This is a genomic window from Streptomyces sp. NPDC058751, from assembly GCF_042746485.1.
GTDB lineage: Bacteria > Actinomycetota > Actinomycetes > Streptomycetales > Streptomycetaceae > Streptomyces.
Genome location: NZ_JBHYPZ010000030.1, coordinates 14,598 through 35,051, shown reverse-complemented (window position 1 = coordinate 35,051; position 20,454 = coordinate 14,598). Strand labels below are relative to the sequence as shown.

The 20,454-nt window shown below is 70.9% G+C and carries 20 protein-coding genes and 1 pseudogene; 18 read left to right on the top strand and 3 right to left on the bottom strand.

The window, feature by feature from the left end:
* The 5 genes from ACFW6B_RS26045 to ACFW6B_RS26025 all read left to right on the top strand — a co-directional run bounded on the left by ACFW6B_RS26045 (position 1) and on the right by ACFW6B_RS26025 (position 5,011).
* Entirely contained in the window at positions 1 to 1,137 is a 1,137-nt protein-coding gene (locus tag ACFW6B_RS26045; RefSeq protein WP_386599308.1) for a zinc-binding dehydrogenase, read from the top strand.
* Positions 1,137 to 1,697 carry a hypothetical protein gene (locus ACFW6B_RS26040; protein ID WP_386599306.1) on the top strand — a complete coding sequence of 187 codons (561 nt, stop codon included), beginning with the start codon at positions 1,137 to 1,139 and terminating at the stop codon, positions 1,695 to 1,697. Before ACFW6B_RS26045 ends, ACFW6B_RS26040 begins: the two co-directional genes overlap by 1 nt.
* 88 nt (positions 1,698 to 1,785) lie before the next feature.
* Positions 1,786 to 2,367: a carboxymuconolactone decarboxylase family protein gene (locus ACFW6B_RS26035; RefSeq protein ID WP_386599304.1), complete on the top strand. Its 582-nt coding sequence runs from the start codon at positions 1,786 to 1,788 to the stop codon at positions 2,365 to 2,367.
* The gene (sigJ, locus tag ACFW6B_RS26030; protein ID WP_386599302.1) at positions 2,364 to 3,224 is read left to right on the top strand and encodes an RNA polymerase sigma factor SigJ; all 861 of its coding nucleotides are present in this window, start codon (positions 2,364 to 2,366) and stop codon (positions 3,222 to 3,224) included. Before ACFW6B_RS26035 ends, sigJ begins: the two co-directional genes overlap by 4 nt.
* A gap of 248 nt (positions 3,225 to 3,472) precedes the next feature.
* A complete protein-coding gene (locus ACFW6B_RS26025) occupies positions 3,473 to 5,011 on the top strand; it encodes a CHAD domain-containing protein (protein WP_386599300.1) in 1,539 nt (512 codons plus the stop codon).
* Between the two features lie 161 nt (positions 5,012 to 5,172).
* Here the strand turns inward: ACFW6B_RS26025 and ACFW6B_RS26020 are convergent, their stop codons facing one another.
* Positions 5,173 to 5,553, bottom strand: coding sequence for a winged helix-turn-helix transcriptional regulator (locus ACFW6B_RS26020; protein ID WP_386599298.1), 381 nt, complete (start codon positions 5,551 to 5,553; stop codon positions 5,173 to 5,175).
* A 142-nt stretch (positions 5,554 to 5,695) separates the two neighbouring features.
* Between ACFW6B_RS26020 and ACFW6B_RS26015 the strand changes: the two genes are divergently transcribed.
* Positions 5,696 to 6,103 carry a RidA family protein gene (locus ACFW6B_RS26015; RefSeq protein ID WP_386599297.1) on the top strand — a complete coding sequence of 136 codons (408 nt, stop codon included), beginning with the start codon at positions 5,696 to 5,698 and terminating at the stop codon, positions 6,101 to 6,103.
* Between the two features lie 165 nt (positions 6,104 to 6,268).
* On the top strand, positions 6,269 to 6,793 hold the full coding sequence (locus ACFW6B_RS26010) for a GNAT family N-acetyltransferase (RefSeq protein WP_386599295.1): 525 nt from the start codon (positions 6,269 to 6,271) through the stop codon (positions 6,791 to 6,793).
* An 82-nt stretch (positions 6,794 to 6,875) separates the two neighbouring features.
* Here the strand turns inward: ACFW6B_RS26010 and ACFW6B_RS26005 are convergent, their stop codons facing one another.
* Positions 6,876 to 7,175, bottom strand: coding sequence for a hypothetical protein (locus ACFW6B_RS26005; RefSeq protein WP_386599292.1), 300 nt, complete (start codon positions 7,173 to 7,175; stop codon positions 6,876 to 6,878).
* Between the two features lie 44 nt (positions 7,176 to 7,219).
* Here ACFW6B_RS26005 and ACFW6B_RS26000 point away from each other — a divergent pair.
* A pseudogene (locus tag ACFW6B_RS26000) lies at positions 7,220 to 7,435 on the top strand (IS701 family transposase); the annotation flags it as partial.
* A gap of 243 nt (positions 7,436 to 7,678) precedes the next feature.
* Complete coding sequence (locus tag ACFW6B_RS25995; protein ID WP_386599469.1) at positions 7,679 to 8,797, top strand: substrate-binding domain-containing protein; 1,119 nt, start codon at positions 7,679 to 7,681, stop codon at positions 8,795 to 8,797.
* Here ACFW6B_RS25995 and ACFW6B_RS25990 read toward each other — a convergent pair.
* A complete protein-coding gene (locus tag ACFW6B_RS25990) occupies positions 8,754 to 9,236 on the bottom strand; it encodes a MarR family winged helix-turn-helix transcriptional regulator (protein ID WP_386599290.1) in 483 nt (160 codons plus the stop codon). The two genes, ACFW6B_RS25995 and ACFW6B_RS25990, sit on opposite strands and share 44 nt — an antisense overlap.
* A 395-nt stretch (positions 9,237 to 9,631) precedes the next feature.
* Between ACFW6B_RS25990 and urtA the strand changes: the two genes are divergently transcribed.
* The 9 genes from urtA to ACFW6B_RS25945 all read left to right on the top strand — a co-directional run bounded on the left by urtA (position 9,632) and on the right by ACFW6B_RS25945 (position 20,146).
* Positions 9,632 to 10,885 (top strand): urea ABC transporter substrate-binding protein, encoded by a 1,254-nt coding sequence (gene urtA / locus ACFW6B_RS25985; RefSeq protein ID WP_386599288.1) that lies wholly within the window; start codon positions 9,632 to 9,634, stop codon positions 10,883 to 10,885.
* 103 nt (positions 10,886 to 10,988) lie between these two features.
* The gene (gene urtB / locus ACFW6B_RS25980) at positions 10,989 to 11,876 is read left to right on the top strand and encodes an urea ABC transporter permease subunit UrtB (RefSeq protein ID WP_386599286.1); all 888 of its coding nucleotides are present in this window, start codon (positions 10,989 to 10,991) and stop codon (positions 11,874 to 11,876) included.
* A complete protein-coding gene (urtC, locus tag ACFW6B_RS25975; protein ID WP_386599284.1) occupies positions 11,873 to 12,997 on the top strand; it encodes an urea ABC transporter permease subunit UrtC in 1,125 nt (374 codons plus the stop codon). The genes urtB and urtC overlap by 4 nt, the downstream gene beginning before the upstream one ends.
* The gene (gene urtD / locus ACFW6B_RS25970; protein WP_386599283.1) at positions 12,994 to 13,776 is read left to right on the top strand and encodes an urea ABC transporter ATP-binding protein UrtD; all 783 of its coding nucleotides are present in this window, start codon (positions 12,994 to 12,996) and stop codon (positions 13,774 to 13,776) included. Before urtC ends, urtD begins: the two co-directional genes overlap by 4 nt.
* Positions 13,777 to 13,781: 5 nt before the next feature.
* Entirely contained in the window at positions 13,782 to 14,474 is a 693-nt protein-coding gene (urtE, locus tag ACFW6B_RS25965; protein ID WP_386599467.1) for an urea ABC transporter ATP-binding subunit UrtE, read from the top strand.
* 359 nt (positions 14,475 to 14,833) lie between these two features.
* On the top strand, positions 14,834 to 15,820 hold the full coding sequence (locus ACFW6B_RS25960; protein ID WP_386599281.1) for a 5'-nucleotidase: 987 nt from the start codon (positions 14,834 to 14,836) through the stop codon (positions 15,818 to 15,820).
* A 194-nt stretch (positions 15,821 to 16,014) separates the two neighbouring features.
* The gene (locus ACFW6B_RS25955; protein ID WP_386599279.1) at positions 16,015 to 16,719 is read left to right on the top strand and encodes a hypothetical protein; all 705 of its coding nucleotides are present in this window, start codon (positions 16,015 to 16,017) and stop codon (positions 16,717 to 16,719) included.
* 157 nt (positions 16,720 to 16,876) lie between these two features.
* Positions 16,877 to 17,476, top strand: a complete 600-nt coding sequence (locus ACFW6B_RS25950) for a hypothetical protein (RefSeq protein WP_386599277.1) — start codon at positions 16,877 to 16,879, stop codon at positions 17,474 to 17,476.
* A 165-nt stretch (positions 17,477 to 17,641) separates the two neighbouring features.
* Positions 17,642 to 20,146, top strand: coding sequence for a WD40 repeat domain-containing protein (locus ACFW6B_RS25945; protein WP_386599275.1), 2,505 nt, complete (start codon positions 17,642 to 17,644; stop codon positions 20,144 to 20,146).
* Positions 20,147 to 20,454 lie beyond the last annotated feature (308 nt).

Here is a 20,454-nt window from a genome sequence, read left to right as displayed (position 1 = left end):
ATGGAGATCGACGAGCGGCGGCACGCCGCCGAGCAGACGGTACGAGCACTGGTCCAGCGGTCGCACCGGGGACCGGAGGACCTGACCCTCACGACCGGTCACCGCCGCCCTGTCCCGGGACCCGGCGAGTACCTGATCCGCGTCGGCGCCGCCGGGGTCAATTTCGCGGACGTCATGCAGGCCCGCGGAGCTTACGGCGGAGGCCCGCGGGCGCCCTACGTGGCGGGCTTCGAGGCCGCGGGCGAGATCGTGGGCGTCGGCCCGGAGACCGAGCGCCCACTGCCGGTCGGTACACACGTCGTCGGGGTCGGGCCGGGCGCCTTCGCGCAGTACATGACGATGCCGGCCGCGGGCGCGCTTCCCGTGCCGTCCGGCTGGAGCGACGCCGAAGCCCTCGGCCTGGTGCTGAACTGGGCGACCGCGCTGGCGGCACTGAAGCCGTTGGGCGAGATCGCGACGGGCGACGTGGTGCTCGTCCACGCCGCGGCCGGAGGGGTGGGGCAGGCCGCCGTCCGTCTCGCCCGCCACTACGGCGCGCGCGTGATCGCCACGGCGTCACCGGCCAAGCACGGCATCGTCGAAGCGCTCGGCGCCGACGAGGTCCTGGACGGCCGCCGCCCCGACCTGGCCGCCGAGATCACCCGCCTGACCGGCGGCGTCGACCTGGTCCTGGAATCGGTGGGACGAGCCACGTTCGAGGTCAGCCTGTCGGTCACCAAACCCTTCACCGGACGCGTCGTCGTGTTCGGCGCCGCCTCCGGCGACGCCACGCTCGACACGCACGACCTGGTCTTCGCTCATCAGGTCCAGATCAAGGGCCTGCACATCGGCGCGCTGGCCACCGCGGCCCCGTCCCTCTACGAGTCGCTCCTCGTAGAGCTCGGGGCACTCATCGCCCACGGCGTCTACCCGCCAGGCACCCCTCGGATCCACCCCCTGGCCGAGGGGCCGGAGGTGCTGCGGCAACTCGAGGCGGGCCGGACCCACGGCAAGCACGCCCTCGATCCCTGGCGCCCGGCGCGCGGCCAGGACGCCGAGGAGCGGTCACACGGGTCGTCCTCTGTCGCGGACCCGGCTCGCACTCGTACAATCCCAGCCCGGGTAGTTCTCAACTCCCGTACGAAACAGGGGGATTGATGGCCCGAAGTGACGCCGGGGACAGGGCCGGCGCCGGTGCGGGAGAGGGCTCGCAGCTGCTCGCGTTGCGTGCCGAGGTCGAGAAGATCATCTCTGAGGCGCACATCGGCGCGCGCCGGGCGCAGCGCCGTGCCAAACTCTGGCACGCCGTGTACCTCAGTCTCGGATTTCCGGCCGCCGTCCTGGCCGGCGTCTCCGGCGCGGCCGGTCTGGCTTCCGAGGGCGCCCGCATCCCCGCCGCCGTTCTCGCCCTGTTGTCGGCGGGCTTCTCCGCCGGTGCGACCTTCCTGCGCTCCGACGCCCGCCACATGACGAACCTCCGCCGCCGCTACGCCTGGCAGAACCTGGAGGGCCGCGCCCGCCTGGTGCTCGCGTACGACGCCTACGAGGGCACGGACCGGCTGCACGCCGCCCTGGTCGTTCTGCACGAGTTGCGCGCCATGGTGCCTTCGAGCGCGCTGATCTTCGAGGAACAGCAGGGGGCGTACCAGGTGACGGCGACGGGTCCGATGCCGCCGGCCGGCCGGCCGACGGCGCTGCCGCCGACGCCGGAGGCGTGAGGACCGGGTTCAGCGGTTGTCACATGTGCGGACCGGCCGGTGTCTTCATGCCGAACAGCCCACGAAGACGCGTTCGAGGAGAGACGTCATGACGCTGCGCCTGCCGAAGGCCGAGCTTCCCGCCGAGCTGAAGGAGAACATGATCGAGCAGTTGGGTGTCGTGCCCGAGAACGTCGAGGTGCTGTGGCACAGCCCCCGGGTGACCCGGGACAACCTGGAGTTCGGCGCCAAGGTGGGTGCGTGGGACGGGGTGGACCCGAGCCTGAAGTCGTTCGCGCACATGGCCGTCGCGTCGCAGGTCGGTTGCAGCTGGTGCCTGGACGTCGGCTACTTCCAGGCCCGCAACGAGAACCTGGACCTGGCCAGGGCGAGCCAGGTGCCGTGCTGGCGGGAGTCGGACGTGTTCACGGCGCTGGAGCGCGACGTCATGGAGTATGCCGAGGCGATGACGAACACGCCGCCGACCGTCACCGACGGGCAGTACGCCGCGCTCCTGGAACGGCTCGGAACGCCGGCGATGGTGGAGCTCACCGCCTTCATCGCCTTCGTCAACCTGGCGACCAGGGCGAACGTGGCCAACGGGGTCACCTCGCAGGGCTTCTCCGACGCCTGCGAGATCCCGCTGGCAGAGCGCCCGGCGACGTCCCGTGCCGTAGGGCGCACGGCATGACCGAGGACCCGTTCGTCGCCCACCGCGGCCTGCTGTTCACCGTCGCCTACGAGATGCTCGGCTCCGCGGCCGACGCGGAGGACGTGCTGCAGGAGACCTGGCTGCGCTGGGCCGACGCCGACCGGTCGCAGGTCCACGACCCGCGGGCGTACCTCGTCCGGGCCGTCACCCGCCAGGCACTCAACCGCATACGCACGCTCGCGCGCCGCCGCGAGGACTACGTGGGCGAGTGGCTGCCGGAACCCCTGCTGACCCACCCCGACGTCGCCGACGACGTCGAACTCGCGGAGAACGTCTCCATCGCCATGCTGACCGTCCTGGAGACGCTCGGACCGGTGGAACGCGCGGTGTTCGTGCTCCGCGAGGTCTTCGACGTGCCGCACGGCGAGGTGGCCGAGGCCGTGGGCAGGACCCCGGCCGCGGTTCGGCAGATCGCCAGACGGGCCCGGAACCACGTCACCGCCCGCCGGCCGCGCGTCAGCGTGAGCCCGACGGAACACAAGGCCGTGATGGACCGGTTCCTCGCCGCGCTGCACACCGGTCGTGTCCAGGACCTCATGGAGATCATGGCGCCGGACGTGGTCCTCGTTGCCGACGGGGGCGGGCTCACGGCCGCCGCACTGGCCCCCGTCCACGGGGCCGAGCTCGTGGCGAAGCTGCTCGCCGGCACGGAACGGGCCGGGGCCGAGACCGTGCCGGTGTGGCTCAACGGCGCTCCCTCGATCCGGATCGAATCCGTCGGCGGACGGGCCGCGGTCAGCCTCCTGATCGAGAACGGGCTCATCACCCGGATCTTCGCGACGTCCAACCCGCGGAAGCTGACACGACTCGACGAACCGACCGGTCTCACCAGGTAGGACACCGGCGGTGTTCCGGGCGTGACGCGCCGGGAACACCGCCGCCGGTCGAGGAGCGGCGCCGGTTTGCCGCCCGTGCGGGCCGGGACGCCCGGCGAACGCCAATACATCAACTGCTGTGCCCTGCAATGGGGTTCCCGATGTTCTCCGGCCGGAGCGGCGCGGCCCGGCCCGGGTTGCCCGCCGCCGAAAGCGCACAACCGGTCGCCAAAGGGTTTGAATCCCGTGAATGGGTCTACGCGGATGACATGGCTCGTTCGACGCGAGAGACAGAACGCACATACGCGGCGCCCGACGCCGACGTCTCCTGGCTGTCCGACCTGGCCGGTACGGGACCCGTCGCCTCCGTCGCGGACCAGGGGATGCAGGAACTCGACGCCGTCTACTACGACAGTGACGACCTGCGACTGACCGGCACCCGCGCGTCCCTGGGGCGCAGGACGGGCGGCACCGATCCCGGCTGGCACCTGAAACTCCCCCTCCCCGGCGACAGCCGCGAGGAGATCGAGTCCCCCCTGGCCTCGAAGGACGTCCCTGACGAACTGCGGGACCTCACCCTCTCCCGCACCCACGGCACGGCGCTGCGACCCGTGGTACGCGTCCGCTCCAGCCGCTCACTGCACCACCTCCTCGACGCGGAAGGCGACGTCCTGGCGGAGCTGAGCATGGACGAGGTGTCCGCCGAGGCGCTCCTCGACGACGAAGGACGCGCGGTCTGGACGGAGATGGAGGTCGAACTCGTCGAGGACGGCGACCCGGCCCTCCTGGACGATGTCGAGAAGGTGCTGCACCGGCACGGTCTCGACCGGGCGCAGAGCCCGTCCAAGGTGGTCCGGGCCTTGACGGAGACCACGTCGCTCCTGAAGGACACACCTGGCGCGCACCCCGACGTCGCCCAGGGATCGGCCGGTGCGTACGTGCTCGCCTACGTGGACCGACTCGTCGGCGCTCTCACGGACCTCGACCCCGCGGTCCGCCGCGACGCACCCGACTCCGTCCACCGGATGCGCACCACGACGCGCCGTCTGCGCGGCTGCCTGCGCTCCTACCGCTCCGTCCTCGACAGGGAGGCCACCGACCCCGTCCGGCGCGATCTGAAGTGGCTCGCCAACGAACTCGGCGTGGAACGCGACCACGAAGTGCTTCGCGAGAGGCTCACCTCGGGCGTGCGGGAGCTGCCCGGCGAACTGGTCCTGGGCCCGGTCGAGGCACGGCTCAAGGCCTGGGACGTGGCGCGGCGGACCGAGGCCCGCCGCCGCACGCTCGACGCGCTCGCCTCGCCCCGCTACCTGAGCCTGCTGGAGGACCTGAAGTCCCTCACCGAAGCGCCACCGCTGCGCTCCGCCAAGGCGGCCGGAAAACCCGGGAAGGTCCTCGGCAAGGCACTCCGGAAGGAATACCGCCGCCTCGCCCGGCGCATGGACCCGGCGCTCGACATGGCACCGGGCCCCGAGCGCGACACCGCGATCCACGACGCCCGCAAGACCGCCAAGAGGCTCCGCTACGCCGCGGAGGCGGCCCGTCCGGCCCTGGGCGGGCCCGTACGGCGCCTCGGCAAGCGCGCCAAGGCCGTGCAGCGGGTGAGCGGGGCCCAGCACGACAGCGTGGTGACGCGTGAGGCCCTGCGCCGACTCGCGGTCTCCGCCCAGGCGTCGGGGGAGCCCGGCTTCACCTGGGGCGTCCTGCACGGCCAGGAGGGGGCCGCGGCCGGCACCCGGGAGCGACAGCTTCCGCAGGCCTGGGCCAAGGCCCGCGCGGCGGCGCGGAGCAAGGCCCTCCGGTCCTGAGGAGACCGGACGGCGCCCCGGGGCACCCCGGCCGCGGGCCTGGCCGGCGGCCGGTGGCGCTCGTTGTGCAGCGCATGAAGAACGTGAGGACCCCGGCTCCGGCGGGCGTGCGCAGTGCGGCAGGATCGGGCCGGGAGCCGGGAGCCGGGAGCCGGGAGCCGTCAGGCGTCGAAGCGGTGGCGGGCGGCCTCGATGTGCCCGAAGTAGCGGTGCGTCCAGTCGCACATTCCGTCGACGGTCGCGCGTAGGCCCTGGCCCGGCTCGGTGAGGGTGTATTCGACACGCGGCGGGACGGTGGGGTGCACGTTCCTGTCGACCAGGCCGTTGCGCTCCAGCATGCGCAGGTTCTGGGTGAGCATCTTGTGGCTGATGCCCTCGATCTCGTTCCGCAGTTCGCTGAAGCGCAGGGTGCGTTCACCGAGAGTCTCGATGATCAGGAACGCCCACTTGTTGGCGATGTCGGAGAAGATCTCCCGCGCCAACGAGTCCGCGCGCCTGAGGTCCGCTTCCTCGGACGGGCCCTTGATCTGGTTGGTCACCATCGGGTTCCCCAGTCACTGGAAAGTGCGTTCTTCCATGTCGGCGCCCACTCTCCTACGGTTCCTGAGTAACCACAAGAGACCGAGGGCGCCTTGGCCGGGTGGACACGAGCCCCCAGGCGCTCAGGACGAGGAGGCAGGCAGCATGGCCGTCAACCTGGTGAACCCGAGTGGACTGCCCACGATCGACGTCTACCGGCAGGTGTCGATCGCGACGGGGTCGAAGCTGGTCTTCATCGCCGGCCAGGTCGCCTGGGACGCCGAGGGGATCACGGTCGGCGAAGGCGACCTCGCCGCGCAGGTCGAGCAGTGCTACCTCAATATCGGCACCGCTCTGGCCGAGGCCGGCGGCTCCTTCGACGACGTGGCGAAACTGACCTGCTACGTCGTCGACTGGACCCCCGACAAGATGCCCGCGCTCCTGGAGGGCATCTCCCGGGCGTCCGTGAAGCTGGGCGTCACCCCGGTCCCGCCGGCCACGCTGCTGGGTGTTGCGGCCCTGGACGTCCCCGACCATCTGGTCGAGATAGAGGCCACCGCGATCCTCGACTGAACAGATGCCCTTCGCCCACTGGGCACGGAAGTGCCGACGAGTGTGCTCAGTGACCGGCCGGATCGTCGTCCCGCGCCGTGGTCCTCCCGGCGCCCGGCGCCGGCCGTCCTTCCCTGGGGGAAATTCCGTTGGACTCCCCGTGCGCTTTGTGCTGCAATGCGCGCCATGACCCTTGGAGATCTTGTACGTCTGCGGGCTCTGGCGCCGTCCGACGCGGAAGCGCTGTGGCGATGGAACAACGACCGCGAGGTGATGCGCTGGATGGACGCCCACTATGACCAGCACCTCGACGGAGTGCGCAAGCGTCTCGAAGAGCGGGGGCCGAACAGCTACGGGGACACGCTGTACGGCATCGAAGTGCAGGGCGACGGGACCCTTGTCGGACTCGTGCGTCTGCGAGACGCCGAACCTGAGACGGGCTGTGCCGAGCTGGACATCTATCTGGGCGAGAAGGACCACTGGGGTCGCGGCTACGCCACCGACGCGCTTCGCACCATGTGCCGGTACGGGTTCGACACCATGCGACTGCACAAGATTTCGTTGACCGTTGTCACGGAGAACCACGCGGCGCGTCACGTCTACAAGAAGATCGGCTTCGTGGAAGAGGGGCGGCTTCGGCAGGTCTTCTACCGGGACGGCCAGTGGTACGACCAGTACACGATGGGCCTGCTGCGAGAAGAGCTGCGCTGAAGCGACACTTGGGCGACCGAGGTCGGTGGAGTTCTGATGGCCGGTTCAAGAGTCCGGTGATTTTGAGCTTGGTCGTTCTGCGCTAGTCCGTGATCCTGTGGTGGACGGCCTGCTTCCCTGTCGCTTCGCCGAGTTGGGCGGCCATCTCGTTCACCATCTGATCGGCGGCTTCCAACGACGGCGCGCCTTCGACGTAGACGTACCAAGTGCCGGCCAGTTCCCAGGACGCTTCGACGTCGGTGCCTTCGGTGCGGAGTCTGAGCAGGGCGTCGTCCTGCAGAATCTCGCACTGGCGGGATCTGGGCTGGAGAACCGCGGCAAGGCCGGCGCCAAGGGCCGGCCAGGCGTCGCCGTCTGCTGTGCTGATCGTGTACTCGGGCATGGACGCATCATGTCATCCTCGTCGGATGCGTCAGGCCGGTGCTGATGTGCGTGCGGGCGAGCGAACCGGCTGTTGTGCATGGGCGGTTCGTGCACCGGTTCAGCCGGTCGGAGCCGCAGGAGTCGGCACTGGTCCATAGACGGGGTCTGATCGCTCCGTTGCGGCGCAAGAACGGCTGGATTCCGGCCGAGGAGGCGGGTCATGGCGGCCCGGACCGTGTCCGGCGGATGCTGAACCGGATCGAGGCGGCCGTCGACGACGGCCCAGGACGTGCACGTACCTGCCGAACGGACCGAGCGGTGCCGGCCGCAGGCGGACGGCCGCCTCACCGGCCGTCTGCCGGGTCCCGGCCCCCCGGGGGCGGACGATGGCGGGGGCGGGAGGGGAGAGCGGTGCACGGTGCGGCGGGAGCCGCGGCTGCGCGCCCCTTCCTCGCGCCTACGAATCGGTTTCGATCCCGGCCGGTGCTTGGGCGCCGATCGCCGTCGGGCAATCATGTGGACATGCGCCGGCCGCTCCACCTCCACAGCCCAGAGTGGTTGACGGTCGACGGCTCGACCCTGAACGTCGCGCTCGTGTACCCGATGCAAGGGCCCGCCGGCATCTTCGGTCCCGCCTGCGAGACGTGCGCGCGGCTGGCCGCCGAAGAGATCAACGAGGCCGGCGGCGTACTCGGCAGGGAGCTGCGGCTGCTGGAGGTCGACGGCGGAGCCCGGCCGGAGAAGGTCGCCGAGGAGGTCGAGGCCCTGGTGGTGACCGGCGCGGTGCACGGGGTGACAGGCTGGCACATCTCCTCGGTCCGGCAGGCGGTGGCGCCGCGCATCGCGCACCGGGTGCCGTACGTGTACACCGCCCTCTACGAGGGCGGGGAACGCACGGACGGCGTCTTCATGACCAGCGAGACGCCGGACTGGCAACTGCAGCCCGCCATGCGGCTGCTCGCCGAGACACGGCGGGTACGCAGGTGGTTCGTCGTCGGCAACAATTACGTCTGGCCCCGGCGCACCGCCCGGGCCGCCCGCCGCTACGCCCGCGCGCTGCGGGGCGGACGGGTCTGCGGCGAGGCGTATCTGCCGCTGGGCACCGAGGACTTCGCCGACGTGCTGCGGCGCATCGAGCACACGGACGCGGACGGTGTGCTGATGCTGCTCGTCGGCAGCGACGCGGTCCGCTTCAACCGGGCCTTCGCCGCCTCGGGCATCGATCAGCGGTGTCTGCGGCTGAGCACGCTGATGGACGAGAACATGCTGATGGCCAGTGGCCCGGAGGCGACCGTCGACCTGTTCAGCACGGCCGGTTTCTTCGCCTCACTGGCCAACCAGGACACCTTGGACTTCCACGGCCGCTACACCGGCCGCTTCGGCTTCGAGGCACCGGCCCCCGGAAGCCTCGGCGAGTCGTGCTACGAGGGGGTGCTGCTGCTCGCCTCGCTCATCGAGCGGGCCCGCACCCTGGACGTCTCCGCGATCTCGGCCGCCGCCGAGACCGTCTCCTACGAGGGTCCGCGCGGCCTGCTCCACCTTCATGACCGGCATGTCCGCCAGCGCATCTACCTGGCGGAGGCGGCCGGGTCCGACTTCAACGTGCTCGCCCAACTGCCTTCCCCGCACGACCTGTCGTGACATGCGCCGGATCGGGTACGGGCCGTCCTTCCAGGGCCTCGGCCAGCTGTGCGAGCAGGTGGCCCAGCTCCTCGCTCTCGGGCAGATGCTCCAAGTCCCCCCAGTCGGCCCGCACTTCACGCGCCAGCAACTGCCACCGCTGCTTGCCCCGTGGGGTGAGGTGGGCCAGGACGCGGCGCCGGTCGGCCGGGTCGATGCGACGGTAGACCAGGTTCTGGTCGACGAGTTGGTCCATCAGTTTGGTCAGGCTCGGGGCCGGCAGGAAGGCGTGGTCGGCGATGGCCGTCATGTTGTGACCCCCTCCGTCGGAGAGCAGGTCGAGTACCCGCCAGGCATCCACGGAGCAGTCGAACTCGTCGAGGACGGACTGCACTCGGCGCACGGCGAGCCGTTCGGCCCGCGTGAGCAGGCGGAGCAGTTCCTGGGGCCGTCTCGCCATCGTGCTCCTCCACTCGTGCTCGCCGACCGGTGCTCGAGCCTACCGCCGATCACCGGCCTCTCGGAAAAGGGGGAATCAGAATAACTGATCCTTTCTGTGGGAAGCATTGATCGCCTTGCTTTCATGCTCTCGGCCGAGAGTATTCGGCGGCGGCTTCCTCGGTTTTGGTCGACCGCGTTACTTTCACTGGAAACTTTTCATCAATTGCTCCGAAACGCGGTTGAAACAGTTTCCCCGCAGGCTGTGGTCGCACTTCAGCGACCGGCCCAAACGCACCCCGGAACGGCTGGGGAACCCATGCGTCGACACCGCCGCCCCTGAAGCGCCGCCCCCTCATTCCCTCCCCAGAGTCTTCCGCTCTCTTCGTACCGCCCTTCGGGGCAAGGAGGTTGTGCATGTCCGGGCTCAGCATCAGCAGACGCGCTCTCCTGGCCGCTCTGTCGGCCGCCGGCGCGTCCGCCGCCGTCGGCGCGTGCGGCGCCAAGACGGGCGACACCACGTCCACCGGCTCCGGCGCCAAGGCCGACACGTCCGGCGACACCGTCAGGGTCGGTCTGCTGAACTCGCTCTCGGGCACCATGGCGATCAGCGAAGTCACCGTCCACGACGCGCTGTTGCTCGCGGTCAAGGAGATCAACGCCGCCGGTGGCGTGCTGGGCAAGAAGCTCGGGGCCGTCAGCCAGGACGGCGCCTCCGACTGGCCCACCTTCGCCGAGAAGGCGGAGACCCTCATCAAGGACGACAAGGTCGTGGCCACCTTCGGCTGCTGGACCTCGGCCAGCCGAAAGGCCGTCAAGCCGGTCTTCGAGCGGTACAAGTCCCTGTTGTTCTACCCCGTGCAGTACGAAGGACTCGAGCAGTCGCCGTACATCTTCTACATCGGCGCCACCACCAACCAGCAGATCGTGCCCGCACTGGACTACCTCAAGAAGCAGGGCCTGACCAAGCTCTACCTGGTCGGCAGCGACTACGTCTTCCCCCGCACCGCCAACAAGATCATCAAGGCGTACGCGAAGGCCAACGGCATGCAGGTCGTCGGCGAGGACTACGCCCCGCTCGGCTCCACCGAGTTCGGCACCATCGTCAACAAGGTCAAGGACGCCGGCGCCGACGCCGTGTTCAACACCCTCAACGGTGACTCCAACGTCGCCTTCTTCAAGGAGTACAAGTCCGCGGGCCTGACCGCGAAAAGCCTGCCGGTGCTCTCGGTCTCCATCGCCGAGGAAGAGGTCAAGAGCATCGGCACCCAGTACCTGGACGGCCAGCTCACGGCCTGGAACTACTACGAGACCACCCCGGGCGCGGCCAACACGAAGTTCGTGGCCGCCTACCAAGCGGCGTACGGCAAGGGCAAGCCGACCTCCGACCCGATGGAGGCCGCCTACATCTCCGTCCACCTGTGGAAGGCGATGGTCGAGAAAGCCGGGTCCTTCGACGTGGCGAAGGTCAAAGCCGCCTGTGACGGCATCGAACTCGACGCTCCCGAAGGCGAGGTCACCGTGGACGGCGCCACCCAGCACGTCTACAAGACCGCCCGGATCGGCAAGGTCGGCTCCGACGGTCTGATCACCGAGGTGTGGAACTCCGGCAAACCGATCAAGCCGGATCCCTACCTCAAGGGTTACCCCTGGGCCTCCCGGCTCTCCTGAGCCCCACCCGCCCGTCACCGGCCCCGGCCCCTCTCCAGGGGCCGGGCCGAGCCCACGGCACCCGCGCACACCCGCACCCGCGTCCCCGACCCGGAGCCGACCCATGACGGTCATCCTCAACCAGTCCCTCACCGGCATCAGCATCGGTGCCGTCCTGCTGCTCATCGCCCTCGGCCTGACCCTGACCTTCGGTCAGATGGGCGTGATCAACATGGCGCACGGCGAGTTCATCATGGCCGGCGCCTACACCACGTACGTGCTGCAGAAGTCCATCAGCGGCGCGGGCGTCTCGCTGCTCGTCGCCCTGCCGATCGCCTTCCTCGCCGCCGGAGCCATGGGCGCCCTGCTCGAATGGCTGCTCATCCGCCGCCTCTACACGCGTCCCTTGGACACGCTGCTCGTGACCTGGGGCGTCTCGCTGATGCTCCAGCAACTCGCCCGCGACATCTTCGGCGCCCCCAACGTGCAGACCGCCGCGCCCGACGTCCTCACCGGCAACATCTCGCTGGGCGGCGGCATCACCTTCGCCAACAACCGCCTGTTCATCCTCGGCCTGGCCCTGCTGAGCGTCCTCGCACTCGCCCTCACCCTGAAACTCACGCCACTGGGCCGCCGTATCCGGGCCGTCGTCCAGAACCGCGACCTGGCCGAGGCCTCCGGGATCGCCACCGGGCGGGTCGACCGCATCACCTTCTTCATCGGCTCGGGCCTCGCGGGCGTGGCCGGCGTCGCCCTCACCCTGGTCGGCCCGATCGGCCCGACGACGGGCACCAACTACATCGTCGACGCCTTCCTGGTCGTCGTCGTGGGCGGCATCGGACAGCTCAAGGGCAGCGTCATCACCGCCTTCGCGCTGGGCATCCTCCAATCGGTCCTCGAATACTCGACGACCCTCAGCGTCGCCAAGGTCATCGTGCTCGTGGCGATCGTCGCCTTCCTGCAGTGGCGACCCCAGGGCCTGTACACGCTGCGCACCCGGAGCCTGGCATGACGACAACGACCACCCCCACCCCCGCCACGGCGAAGCCGCCGTCCCCCTCCTTGCCGAAGCGGCTGCGCGTCCCCGCCGCCTTCGTGTCCGGCGCCGTACTCCTCCTCGGCGTCGCGCCAGCCGCACTCTCCGACTTCCGCCTCAACCTCCTGGCCAAATACCTGTGTTACGCGATCGTCGCGGTGGGCGTCAGCCTCGCCTGGGGCCGCGGCGGGCTCATGGTGCTCGGGCAGGGCGTCTTCTTCGGCCTCGGCGGCTACGCCATGGCCATGCACCTCAAACTCACCGACGCGGCTGCCACCGGCGAGACCCTGCCCGACTTCATGCAGCTCTACGGCACCGGCGACACCCTGCCCTGGTGGTGGAAGCCGTTCGCCGATCCGGCCTTCGCGCTCGCCATGACCGTGCTGCTGCCGATGGCGGTCGCCGCGCTGCTCGGCTTCTTCGTCTTCCGCCGCCGGGTCAGGGGCGCCTACTTCGCGATCCTCAGCCAGGCCCTGGCCGCCGCCCTGTCCATCTGGCTGATCGGCCAGCAGGCCACCACCGGCGGCACCAACGGCCTCACCGACATCCACGGCTTCTTCGGCTACTCCCTCGACGACCCCGTCAACCAGCGGATGGTGTACTTCGTCATCGCCGCCGTCCTGCTGCTCCTGATGGCCGGCACCCGCCAGCTGTTCGTCAGCCGGTTCGGTGAACTCCTCGTCGCCGCACGGGACTCCGAGGAGCGGGTGCGCTTCCTCGGCTACGACCCGGCCAACGTCAAGCTCCTCGCGTACGTCCTCGCGGCCGGAACGGCGGGCCTGGCCGGCGCCCTTTTCGTCCCGGCGGTCGGGATCATCTCCCCGGCGCTGATCGGGATCGTGCCCTCCATCGGCTTCGTCATCGGCGCGGCGGTCGGCGGCCGGGCCTCGCTGGTGGGCGCGGTGCTCGGCGCGATCGCGGTGGCCTGGGCGCAGAGCACGCTGTCCGACGCCTTCCCCGCCGCGTGGACCTACCTCCAGGGCCTGCTGTTCGTGGTCGTGGTCGGCTTCCTGCCCGGCGGTCTGGCCTCCCTGGGCGTCGTCCTGCGCAGACGCCGTACCGCCACCACTGCTCGTACGACGGGAGAGACGGCATGAACGGCGAGCAACTGACCGTCCGCGACCTGCGGGTGACCTTCGACGGCTTCACCGCCGTCGGCGGTGTCGACCTGAACGTCCGCCCCGGCGACCTGCGCTTCCTCATAGGCCCCAACGGCGCCGGCAAGACCACCTTGGTCGATGCCGTCACCGGCCTGGTGAAGGCGACGGGTTCGGTGCGCTTCGGCGACCAGGACCTGCTGGGCAGGCCGGTCCACAAGATCGCCCGCATGGGGATCGGGCGTACGTTCCAGACGGCCACGGTCTTCGAGGAACTGACCGTCCTGCAGAACCTCGACATCGCCTCGGGCGCGGGGCGCAGCCCGTGGACGATGCTCAGGCGCCGAAAGGACATCCCCGAGCCGGTCGCGAAGGCCTTGGAGACCACCGGACTGACCCACCTGCGCGACCGCCCCGCCGGCGTCCTCGCCCACGGGCAGAAGCAGTGGCTGGAGATCGGCATGCTGCTCGTCCAGGACGTGAGGCTGCTGCTGCTCGACGAGCCGGTCGCCGGCATGAGCCACGACGAGCGCGAGGCCACCGGTGCGCTGCTCCAGCGGATCAGCGCGGACCGCACGGTCGTCGTCATCGAACACGACATGGACTTCATGCGCTCCTACGCCCGCAGCGTCACTGTCCTGCACGCCGGCAAGGTCCTCAGCGAGGGCACCGTCGCCGAGGTCCAGGCCGACGCCAAGGTCCAGGAGGTCTACCTCGGCCGCGCCGCGGAACCAGGGTCTGCTCCCGCCACTGCCGTGGCCGTCGCCGAGGAGGCGTGAGCCAGATGCTGGAGATCAGCTCCGTCCAGGCCGGCTACGACCGCACCACGGTCCTGCACGATGTCACCCTCACCGTCCCGAACGACGCTGTCGCCACCGTCCTCGGCCACAACGGCGCCGGCAAGAGCACGCTGCTGCGCACCGCCATGGGCCTGATCAAGCCCAGGAGCGGCACCGTCCGGCTCGACGGCGAGGACATCACCCACCTCGCCCCGCACCAGCGGGTCGCCCGCGGGATGGCGTACGTCCCCCAGGGCCAGCAGTCCTTCCCCCACCTCACCACCGCCGAGAACCTCCAACTCGTCGCCGACGGCCGCCCCGACGGCAGAGCGGCGACCGCCGAGGCACTGGACCTCTTCCCGGCCCTGCGCGCACTGTCCGGCCGCCGCGCCGGCCTGCTCTCCGGCGGCCAGCGCCAGCAACTCGCCATCGCCCGCGCGCTGATCACCCGCCCCGGGCTCCTGCTGCTCGACGAGCCGACGGAGGGCATCCAGCCGTCGGTCGTCACCGAGATCGAGGAGACGATCCTCGCGCTCACCCGGCGCGGCGGCCTTGGCGTCCTCCTCGTCGAACAGCACGTCGGCTTCGCCATGCGCGCCGCCCAGCGGTACTACGTACTGGAGGCCGGGCGGGTGACGTCCTCGGGTGAGGGCGGAACAGCCGCCGAGCAGACCGTACGGGCGGCACTCAGCGTGTGAGCCGTGGCCGCGGACGGGTCCGGCGAGGGCGGTCGCCCCGCACGGCCGTCGCGCCGTCGTCCTGTCCTCCTCCCGTGTACCCGTGCCGCCAACGGCCGGGCACTTGTGGTGCGTTCGAGCCCGAGGCGGCGCAGGGGAGGGAACACCCGGTGAGCCGCACCACCTGGCACCGCCGCCGGACGCGACAAGACCGCTGCCTCCTGCGAGGCGGCGGTCAGCCGTCCCTGCGGCCCGCCCCCTTCGCCCGAAGAGGGAAGAACCCACCAACTGATCACGACATCACACAGCCCCTGGAGCCCGTGCCATCGGGGTGGCCATCAGGCCGGTGACTGCGGTGATTTAACATCATCGGGGCATGTATGCGAATCGGTGCCGGGGGGTACGACGTGGCCGTCTACGAACTCAAGAACCGCCTGGTCGTCGGTGTCGCCTCCAGCGCGCTGTTCGACCTGGCGGAGGCGGACGCCGTCTTCCGCGATCAGGGAGAAGAGGCCTACCGCGCCTACCAGGAGCGGCACCTGGACGACACGCTGGACAAAGGGGCGGCCTTCCCCTTCATCCGCAGGCTGCTGTCCCTGAACGACCTCTCACCCGACGATCCTCTGGTCGAGGTCATCATCCTGTCCCGCAACGATCCCGACACCGGCCTGCGGGTCATGCGGTCCATCCAGTCCCACGGCCTGCCGATCAGCCGGGCCGTCTTCATGCAGGGCCGCTCGCCCCACCGCTTCATGCCCGCCCTGAACATGTCCCTGTTCCTCTCCGCGAACGAGGACGACGTCCGCGAGGCCGTCGCGCTCGGCCTGCCCGCCGGCCGCGTCCTCGGCCCGGCGGTGGCCGACGAGGACGACGACCAGGACCTGCGGATCGCCTTCGACTTCGACGGAGTCCTCGCCGACGACGCCTCGGAACAGGTCTACCAGGCCGGCGGCCTCGAGGACTTCCGCTTCCACGAAGCGGCGAACGCCGCCACCCCGCACGACCCGGGCCCTCTGCGTGACTTCCTCGCGGGCGTCAACCGGCTCCAGCGGCGCGAAGAAGAACGGCGGGCGCAGGACGCCGGCTACAAGATCCGCGTCCACGTCTCCCTCGTCACCGCCCGCAACGCACCCGCTCACGAACGCCCGGTGCGCAGCCTGAAGAACTGGGGCGTGGCCGTCAACGACGCCTTCTTCCTCGGCGGCATAGACAAGAGCGCGATCATGGAGGTCCTCAGACCCCACATCTTCTTCGACGACCAGGTCGGCCACCTGACCGGAACCGCCCGCAGCACGCCCAGCGTGCACATCCCCTTCGGGAAGATAAACGAACCGGACCACCCGGCGAGTGAGCAGGCACGGCAGTGAGACCCGCCCCGGACCGGATCCGGTGGTGGGGCCGGTGTCCGCGAGCCGGTGGGCGCACCGCACCGGAACGGCGCGCGAGGCGAATCGATTCGACATGATCTATTCGGCATATTTGCCTGAAAGTCGCACAAGTCGCGGTGTCTGGACGGCAATATGGCCTGATCTTCCCCGAACCACGCACCAGAGGCCGCGCCATGACCAGACCACAGTCCCCGCCGGATCCCTACGCGAGGCCGCAGCGCCCGGTCCGTCAGGCCCCCGGTGAATCCCACCGCAGCGCGCTCGTCGTGGCCCTGATCGGCGCCGCGGCCACGATCGTCGCGGCCCTGATCGGACTGTTCGTGCAACTGAGCGGCGATACCGAGCAACGCGCCTCAGGCCCGTCGCTCGGCGGCGCGCCACCCGCCTCCGAGACCCCTGGCGCGCCCGACACCTCCACCGCTCCCGGCTCCCTCCCGCCGAGCGCACTCGCGGCCTCCGGAGCGTCCGGCGGAGCCGACGGGACCCCGGCCGCCCCGACCCCCACCGCTCCGACGTCCGTCGGCCTGCCGGAGAAGTTCCTCGGACGCTGGCAGGGCTACGCCGAGGAGGTCGACGCCACCCGCACCGACCACTACCGCGTCACCGTGGAACTCGACCAGGGCACACTGCGAGAGCAGGTCGGCAGCGTCCACTACGCGATGGAGTCCTCCGACTGCTACGGCACCGCGACCCTGACCTCGGTCGACGGCACGGACCGGGTGACCCTCGGGGAGAGCATCCAGTCCGGCGACTGCGTCACGAACGGCCGTATCGTCCTGACGCTGCGCCCCGGCGGCACGGTGGACTTCGCCTACGAGACGATCAAACGGGACGGCACCCGGCAGTCGGTGAGGGCGGGCCTGGAACGCGTCGCCTGACCGGCACCGCGCGCCTCGCACGTCCATGCCGTCGAAGACGGGTGCACCGCCCGGCCCCTGAACCGGAGCGCTCCGGCCGACCGGACCGGCCAATTGGACAAGCGTCCGAGGACCGGGCCGTGAGAGGGTGCGGTTCCACCGGGGACAGGGGGGAAGCGTGGGGCTCATCTACAGCTACGACATCCATCTGCGTCGCCGGAACGTCGCCAGGGCGCTGAACGGTCTGGCCGGGCTGGCGCCACCGGCCCGTGCCGTGCCGCCGCTCGAGATCACCCTGCCCGGCGGCGACCGGCTCGTCCTGCCGTTCACGTCCGATTTCAAGAGCGAGCCGGTCGACTGCTCCACGAGCGGCACGTTCGAGCTCGACACCTCCCTCATGTTCGACGCCGATGACGCGCTGCGGGAGTACGCGCAGACGAACGGCCTCGAACCCGGGACGGACGGGCGCGTCCAGATCGGGTATGTCTACGCGACGATCCGGTTCGAGTCCTCTTGGCACCCCGGTTACGCGTCGATCGAGTGCTGGGCGGCGACATCGGAGATGAGCCGCTTGTTCGCGCGGTCGGCCAGTATCAGGAAGGCGTTCACCGGCCTCACCGCCGACAGCGCGGGAGTGTGCTGCCTGTTCGACACGGGCGACGGTGCCCCGGAGCAAGTGTGCTGGCTCGACGGCGAACCCACCCAGGAGACAGTCCCCGGCCCCCGCTTCCCGGACCGGCGGGCACTCGCCGCGACGTGGCCCGACTCCGATGAGTGAGACTCGGTGCTCCTTCTCCCGGGCCGCATGACCGCAACGGCCGCGCACGACGCCTCCGCCGCCGCTGTCAGTGGCCGTCGGTAGCATCCGTGGCCAGGTTGGTGATCCGGCCGCCCGTCTAGGGAGGGCACGGAGTCGTGAACGGGCTGCGAGGAGCGTGGGGCGATGGCGAACAGCGACGGGGCCGGCGGGCCGGTGCCGGATTCCGGTGACGAAGCCGCGCTGCTGCGGCCGTTGGCGTTCGCCGAAGGCGCGGGTCTGCCCCTCGCCCTGTGGGCGGTCCTGGCACGCGCCCTGTCGGGCCGCCCGTGGACGGCTCAGGACGTGAGCGCGTTCCGGGACCGGGCGGGCGAACTCCTGGCCGAGACGCGGACACCGGCGGGCGTGGTCTACCGGCTGCGTGCCGGGGGAGACCGGCCGGACGAGCGGCGGACGCAACGGACCATCACGAACGCCCTGCTGGCCGAGGTTCCCCGTGACGGGGCCGGCGGGCACCGCGACTGGTCGGCCGCCGCACCGTACATCGTCGACCACCTCGCCGCCCACGCCGCCGCGGCCGGTGTCCTGGACGACGTACTGGAGGACGCCGAATACCTGGTGCACGCGGCCCCGCGGGGGCTGCTCCGCGCGCTCAACGTCCCCGGCTCCGCCCAGGGGCGGGTGCGGCGCGGCGTCTACCGGGCATCCGTCCACGTCCACGCCACCGCGACCCTGCCCGAAAGACGGGACATCCTCGCCGTCGACGCCGCACGCCACGGCGAGAGCGGCCTCGCCCGGGAGCTGTCCCGCGGCCGCCCGTGGCGACCGCGCTGGGCGACCGGCGCGATGGTCCATCCCGCACTGCGCTTCACCCGGACGGGACTTGGCGTGGACGCCGCCGCGTGCACCGTCATCGACGGGCGCCCCCACGCGGTGACCGGCTGTTACGACTCGAGCGTCCGCGTGTGGGACCTGGTGGACGGTACCGAACGCCTCGTCATCACCGAGGACGACGGGGTCTACGCACTGGACTGCGCCGAGATCGACGGGCGCCCCCATGTCGTCACCGGAACCTGCTCCGGCGGCGTACGGGTGTGGGACCTGGAGACCGGGGCCGAGCGGTTCACCCTCAAGGGCCACAAGGGCTGGATACGCGCGGTGGGCTGCACGGTGATCGACGGCCGGCCGTACGCGGTCACCGCGGGAGAGGACTGTCTGGTCCGGGTGTGGGACCTGGTCGACGGGTCGGAACGGGCGCGGATGCCCGGCCACACCGAGGAGGTACGAGCGGTGGCGTTCGCCGAGGTCGCCGGCCGCCCCGTGGCCGTGACCGGGGGCTGTGACGACACAGTGAGGCTGTGGGACCTGGAGGACGGCGTCGAGCGGGCCGTGCTCACCGGTCACACCTCTGCCGTCTACTCGGTGGCCTGCACGGTGATCGACGGCATCCCCCATGCCGTCACCGGGGGCGGCGGGGAGTGCGCGGCACGGGTCTGGTGCCTGACCGACGGTTCGGAGCGCGCCGTGCTGGGCGGGCACGCCTCGTGGACGTCCGCCATGAGCTGCGTCGACCTCGACGGACGCCCCCACGTGCTGACCGCCGGCGGTGACTGCGCGATTCGCGTGTGGGACCTGACCGAGGGCACGGAGTGCGCGGTCCTGACCGGACACCAGGGCTATGTGGACGTGCTGGCCTGCACGGAGATCGACGGGCGCCCGTACGCCGTGAGCGGTGGGCACTCCGCGAGCCCGCGCGTGTGGGACCTGGGTGACGCCGCCCTGCCCGCCCCGCGCGAGGGCCACACCGAAACCGTACGGGCCGTGGGCGCCGTGGAGATCGACGGACGTCCGCACGCCGTCACCGGGGGCGACGACACCACGATCCGGCTCTGGGACCTGGCCGACGGGACGGAGCGACGCACCCTGTCCCACGGACACCGCGTGGAGGCGCTGGCGTGCACGACGGTCGACGGCAGCCCGTACGCCGTCGTCGGAGGCTGCTGCGGTGCCGCCCGGGTCTGGGACCTCGCCGCGGGCACCGGACTTCGGGCCCTTCCCGGCCCCGACCACCGGGTGCAGAGCGTGGCGTGGGCGGACGTCGAGGGCCGCCCCCACGCGGTCACCTCCGACCAGGACCGCACCGTTCGCGTGTGGGACCTGGACGAGGACGGGGAACGCCCGCTCCTCACCGACCGCACCCGCTCGGCGGTACGGGCCATGGAACCCGTCACCGTCGACGGCCGCCCGCACCTCCTCACGGGCAGCGAGGACGCCGCACTGCGGCTGTGGAGGCTCACCGGGAAGGGCCGGCGCGTCACCGCCACCGTCCGCACGGGGCACTACTGGATACGGGCACTCGCCGTCACCGACCTGGACGGCCGCCCGCACGCGCTGACCGTCGGCGCGAACGACACCGCGGTACAGGTGTGGGACCTGACGGACGGCACCCTGCGATCCACCCTCCCCGGACACCCCTCGGGAGTCCTCGCGGTGGCCTGCACCGCACGGGACGACCGCACGGACGCCGTCACCGTGGACGGCAGCGGCACGCTCCACGTCTGGGACCTCGCCCCGGCCCGGCTCCGGGAGAAGATCGCACTGCCGGCGAGGGCCCAGTGCGTGACCGCCGCCGGCCAGGCCCTCGTCATCGGCATGGGCGACGACGTGGTCGTACTCGACCGCAACCACTGAAGCCCCGGGCACGGCCGGACCGGTCCGCCGCACACCCCGGCCGGCAGCCGCGGCAGGCCCCGATCCCGCTCGTCGAACCGACCGGCGGGGACAACGGCGCGGTGCCCCCGCTCCTCCCGGCCGGTACGACACGGCCCGGCGCATGCAGCCGGGCCGTGTCGTACCGGGCCCTTTCGCGCCCCCGCGCAAATTGAGGCGAGGCGATCCGCCTTGCTTGCTACGGTAGGGGGCATGGCTTTCCTCTTCTTCGTCTGAGTCCGGGCACGGCTCCCGCCGCCGTTTCTGCCGCCCGTAGACCCTTCACACGC

Excerpts from the sequence above, each read along its gene's own strand:
- ACFW6B_RS26045 (WP_386599308.1), top strand. The coding sequence starts at position 1 with ATGGAGATCGACGAGCGGCGGCACGCCGCCGAGCAGACGGTACGAGCA.
- ACFW6B_RS26040 (WP_386599306.1), top strand. The coding sequence starts at position 1,137 with ATGGCCCGAAGTGACGCCGGGGACAGGGCCGGCGCCGGTGCGGGAGAG.
- ACFW6B_RS26035 (WP_386599304.1), top strand. The coding sequence starts at position 1,786 with ATGACGCTGCGCCTGCCGAAGGCCGAGCTTCCCGCCGAGCTGAAGGAG.
- sigJ (WP_386599302.1), top strand. The coding sequence starts at position 2,364 with ATGACCGAGGACCCGTTCGTCGCCCACCGCGGCCTGCTGTTCACCGTC.
- ACFW6B_RS26025 (WP_386599300.1), top strand. The coding sequence starts at position 3,473 with ATGGCTCGTTCGACGCGAGAGACAGAACGCACATACGCGGCGCCCGAC.
- ACFW6B_RS26020 (WP_386599298.1), bottom strand. The coding sequence starts at position 5,553 with ATGGTGACCAACCAGATCAAGGGCCCGTCCGAGGAAGCGGACCTCAGG.
- ACFW6B_RS26015 (WP_386599297.1), top strand. The coding sequence starts at position 5,696 with ATGGCCGTCAACCTGGTGAACCCGAGTGGACTGCCCACGATCGACGTC.
- ACFW6B_RS26010 (WP_386599295.1), top strand. The coding sequence starts at position 6,269 with ATGACCCTTGGAGATCTTGTACGTCTGCGGGCTCTGGCGCCGTCCGAC.
- ACFW6B_RS26005 (WP_386599292.1), bottom strand. The coding sequence starts at position 7,175 with ATGCCCGAGTACACGATCAGCACAGCAGACGGCGACGCCTGGCCGGCC.
- ACFW6B_RS25995 (WP_386599469.1), top strand. The coding sequence starts at position 7,679 with ATGCGCCGGCCGCTCCACCTCCACAGCCCAGAGTGGTTGACGGTCGAC.
- ACFW6B_RS25990 (WP_386599290.1), bottom strand. The coding sequence starts at position 9,236 with ATGGCGAGACGGCCCCAGGAACTGCTCCGCCTGCTCACGCGGGCCGAA.
- urtA (WP_386599288.1), top strand. The coding sequence starts at position 9,632 with ATGTCCGGGCTCAGCATCAGCAGACGCGCTCTCCTGGCCGCTCTGTCG.
- urtB (WP_386599286.1), top strand. The coding sequence starts at position 10,989 with ATGACGGTCATCCTCAACCAGTCCCTCACCGGCATCAGCATCGGTGCC.
- urtC (WP_386599284.1), top strand. The coding sequence starts at position 11,873 with ATGACGACAACGACCACCCCCACCCCCGCCACGGCGAAGCCGCCGTCC.
- urtD (WP_386599283.1), top strand. The coding sequence starts at position 12,994 with ATGAACGGCGAGCAACTGACCGTCCGCGACCTGCGGGTGACCTTCGAC.
- urtE (WP_386599467.1), top strand. The coding sequence starts at position 13,782 with ATGCTGGAGATCAGCTCCGTCCAGGCCGGCTACGACCGCACCACGGTC.
- ACFW6B_RS25960 (WP_386599281.1), top strand. The coding sequence starts at position 14,834 with ATGCGAATCGGTGCCGGGGGGTACGACGTGGCCGTCTACGAACTCAAG.
- ACFW6B_RS25955 (WP_386599279.1), top strand. The coding sequence starts at position 16,015 with ATGACCAGACCACAGTCCCCGCCGGATCCCTACGCGAGGCCGCAGCGC.
- ACFW6B_RS25945 (WP_386599275.1), top strand. The coding sequence starts at position 17,642 with ATGGCGAACAGCGACGGGGCCGGCGGGCCGGTGCCGGATTCCGGTGAC.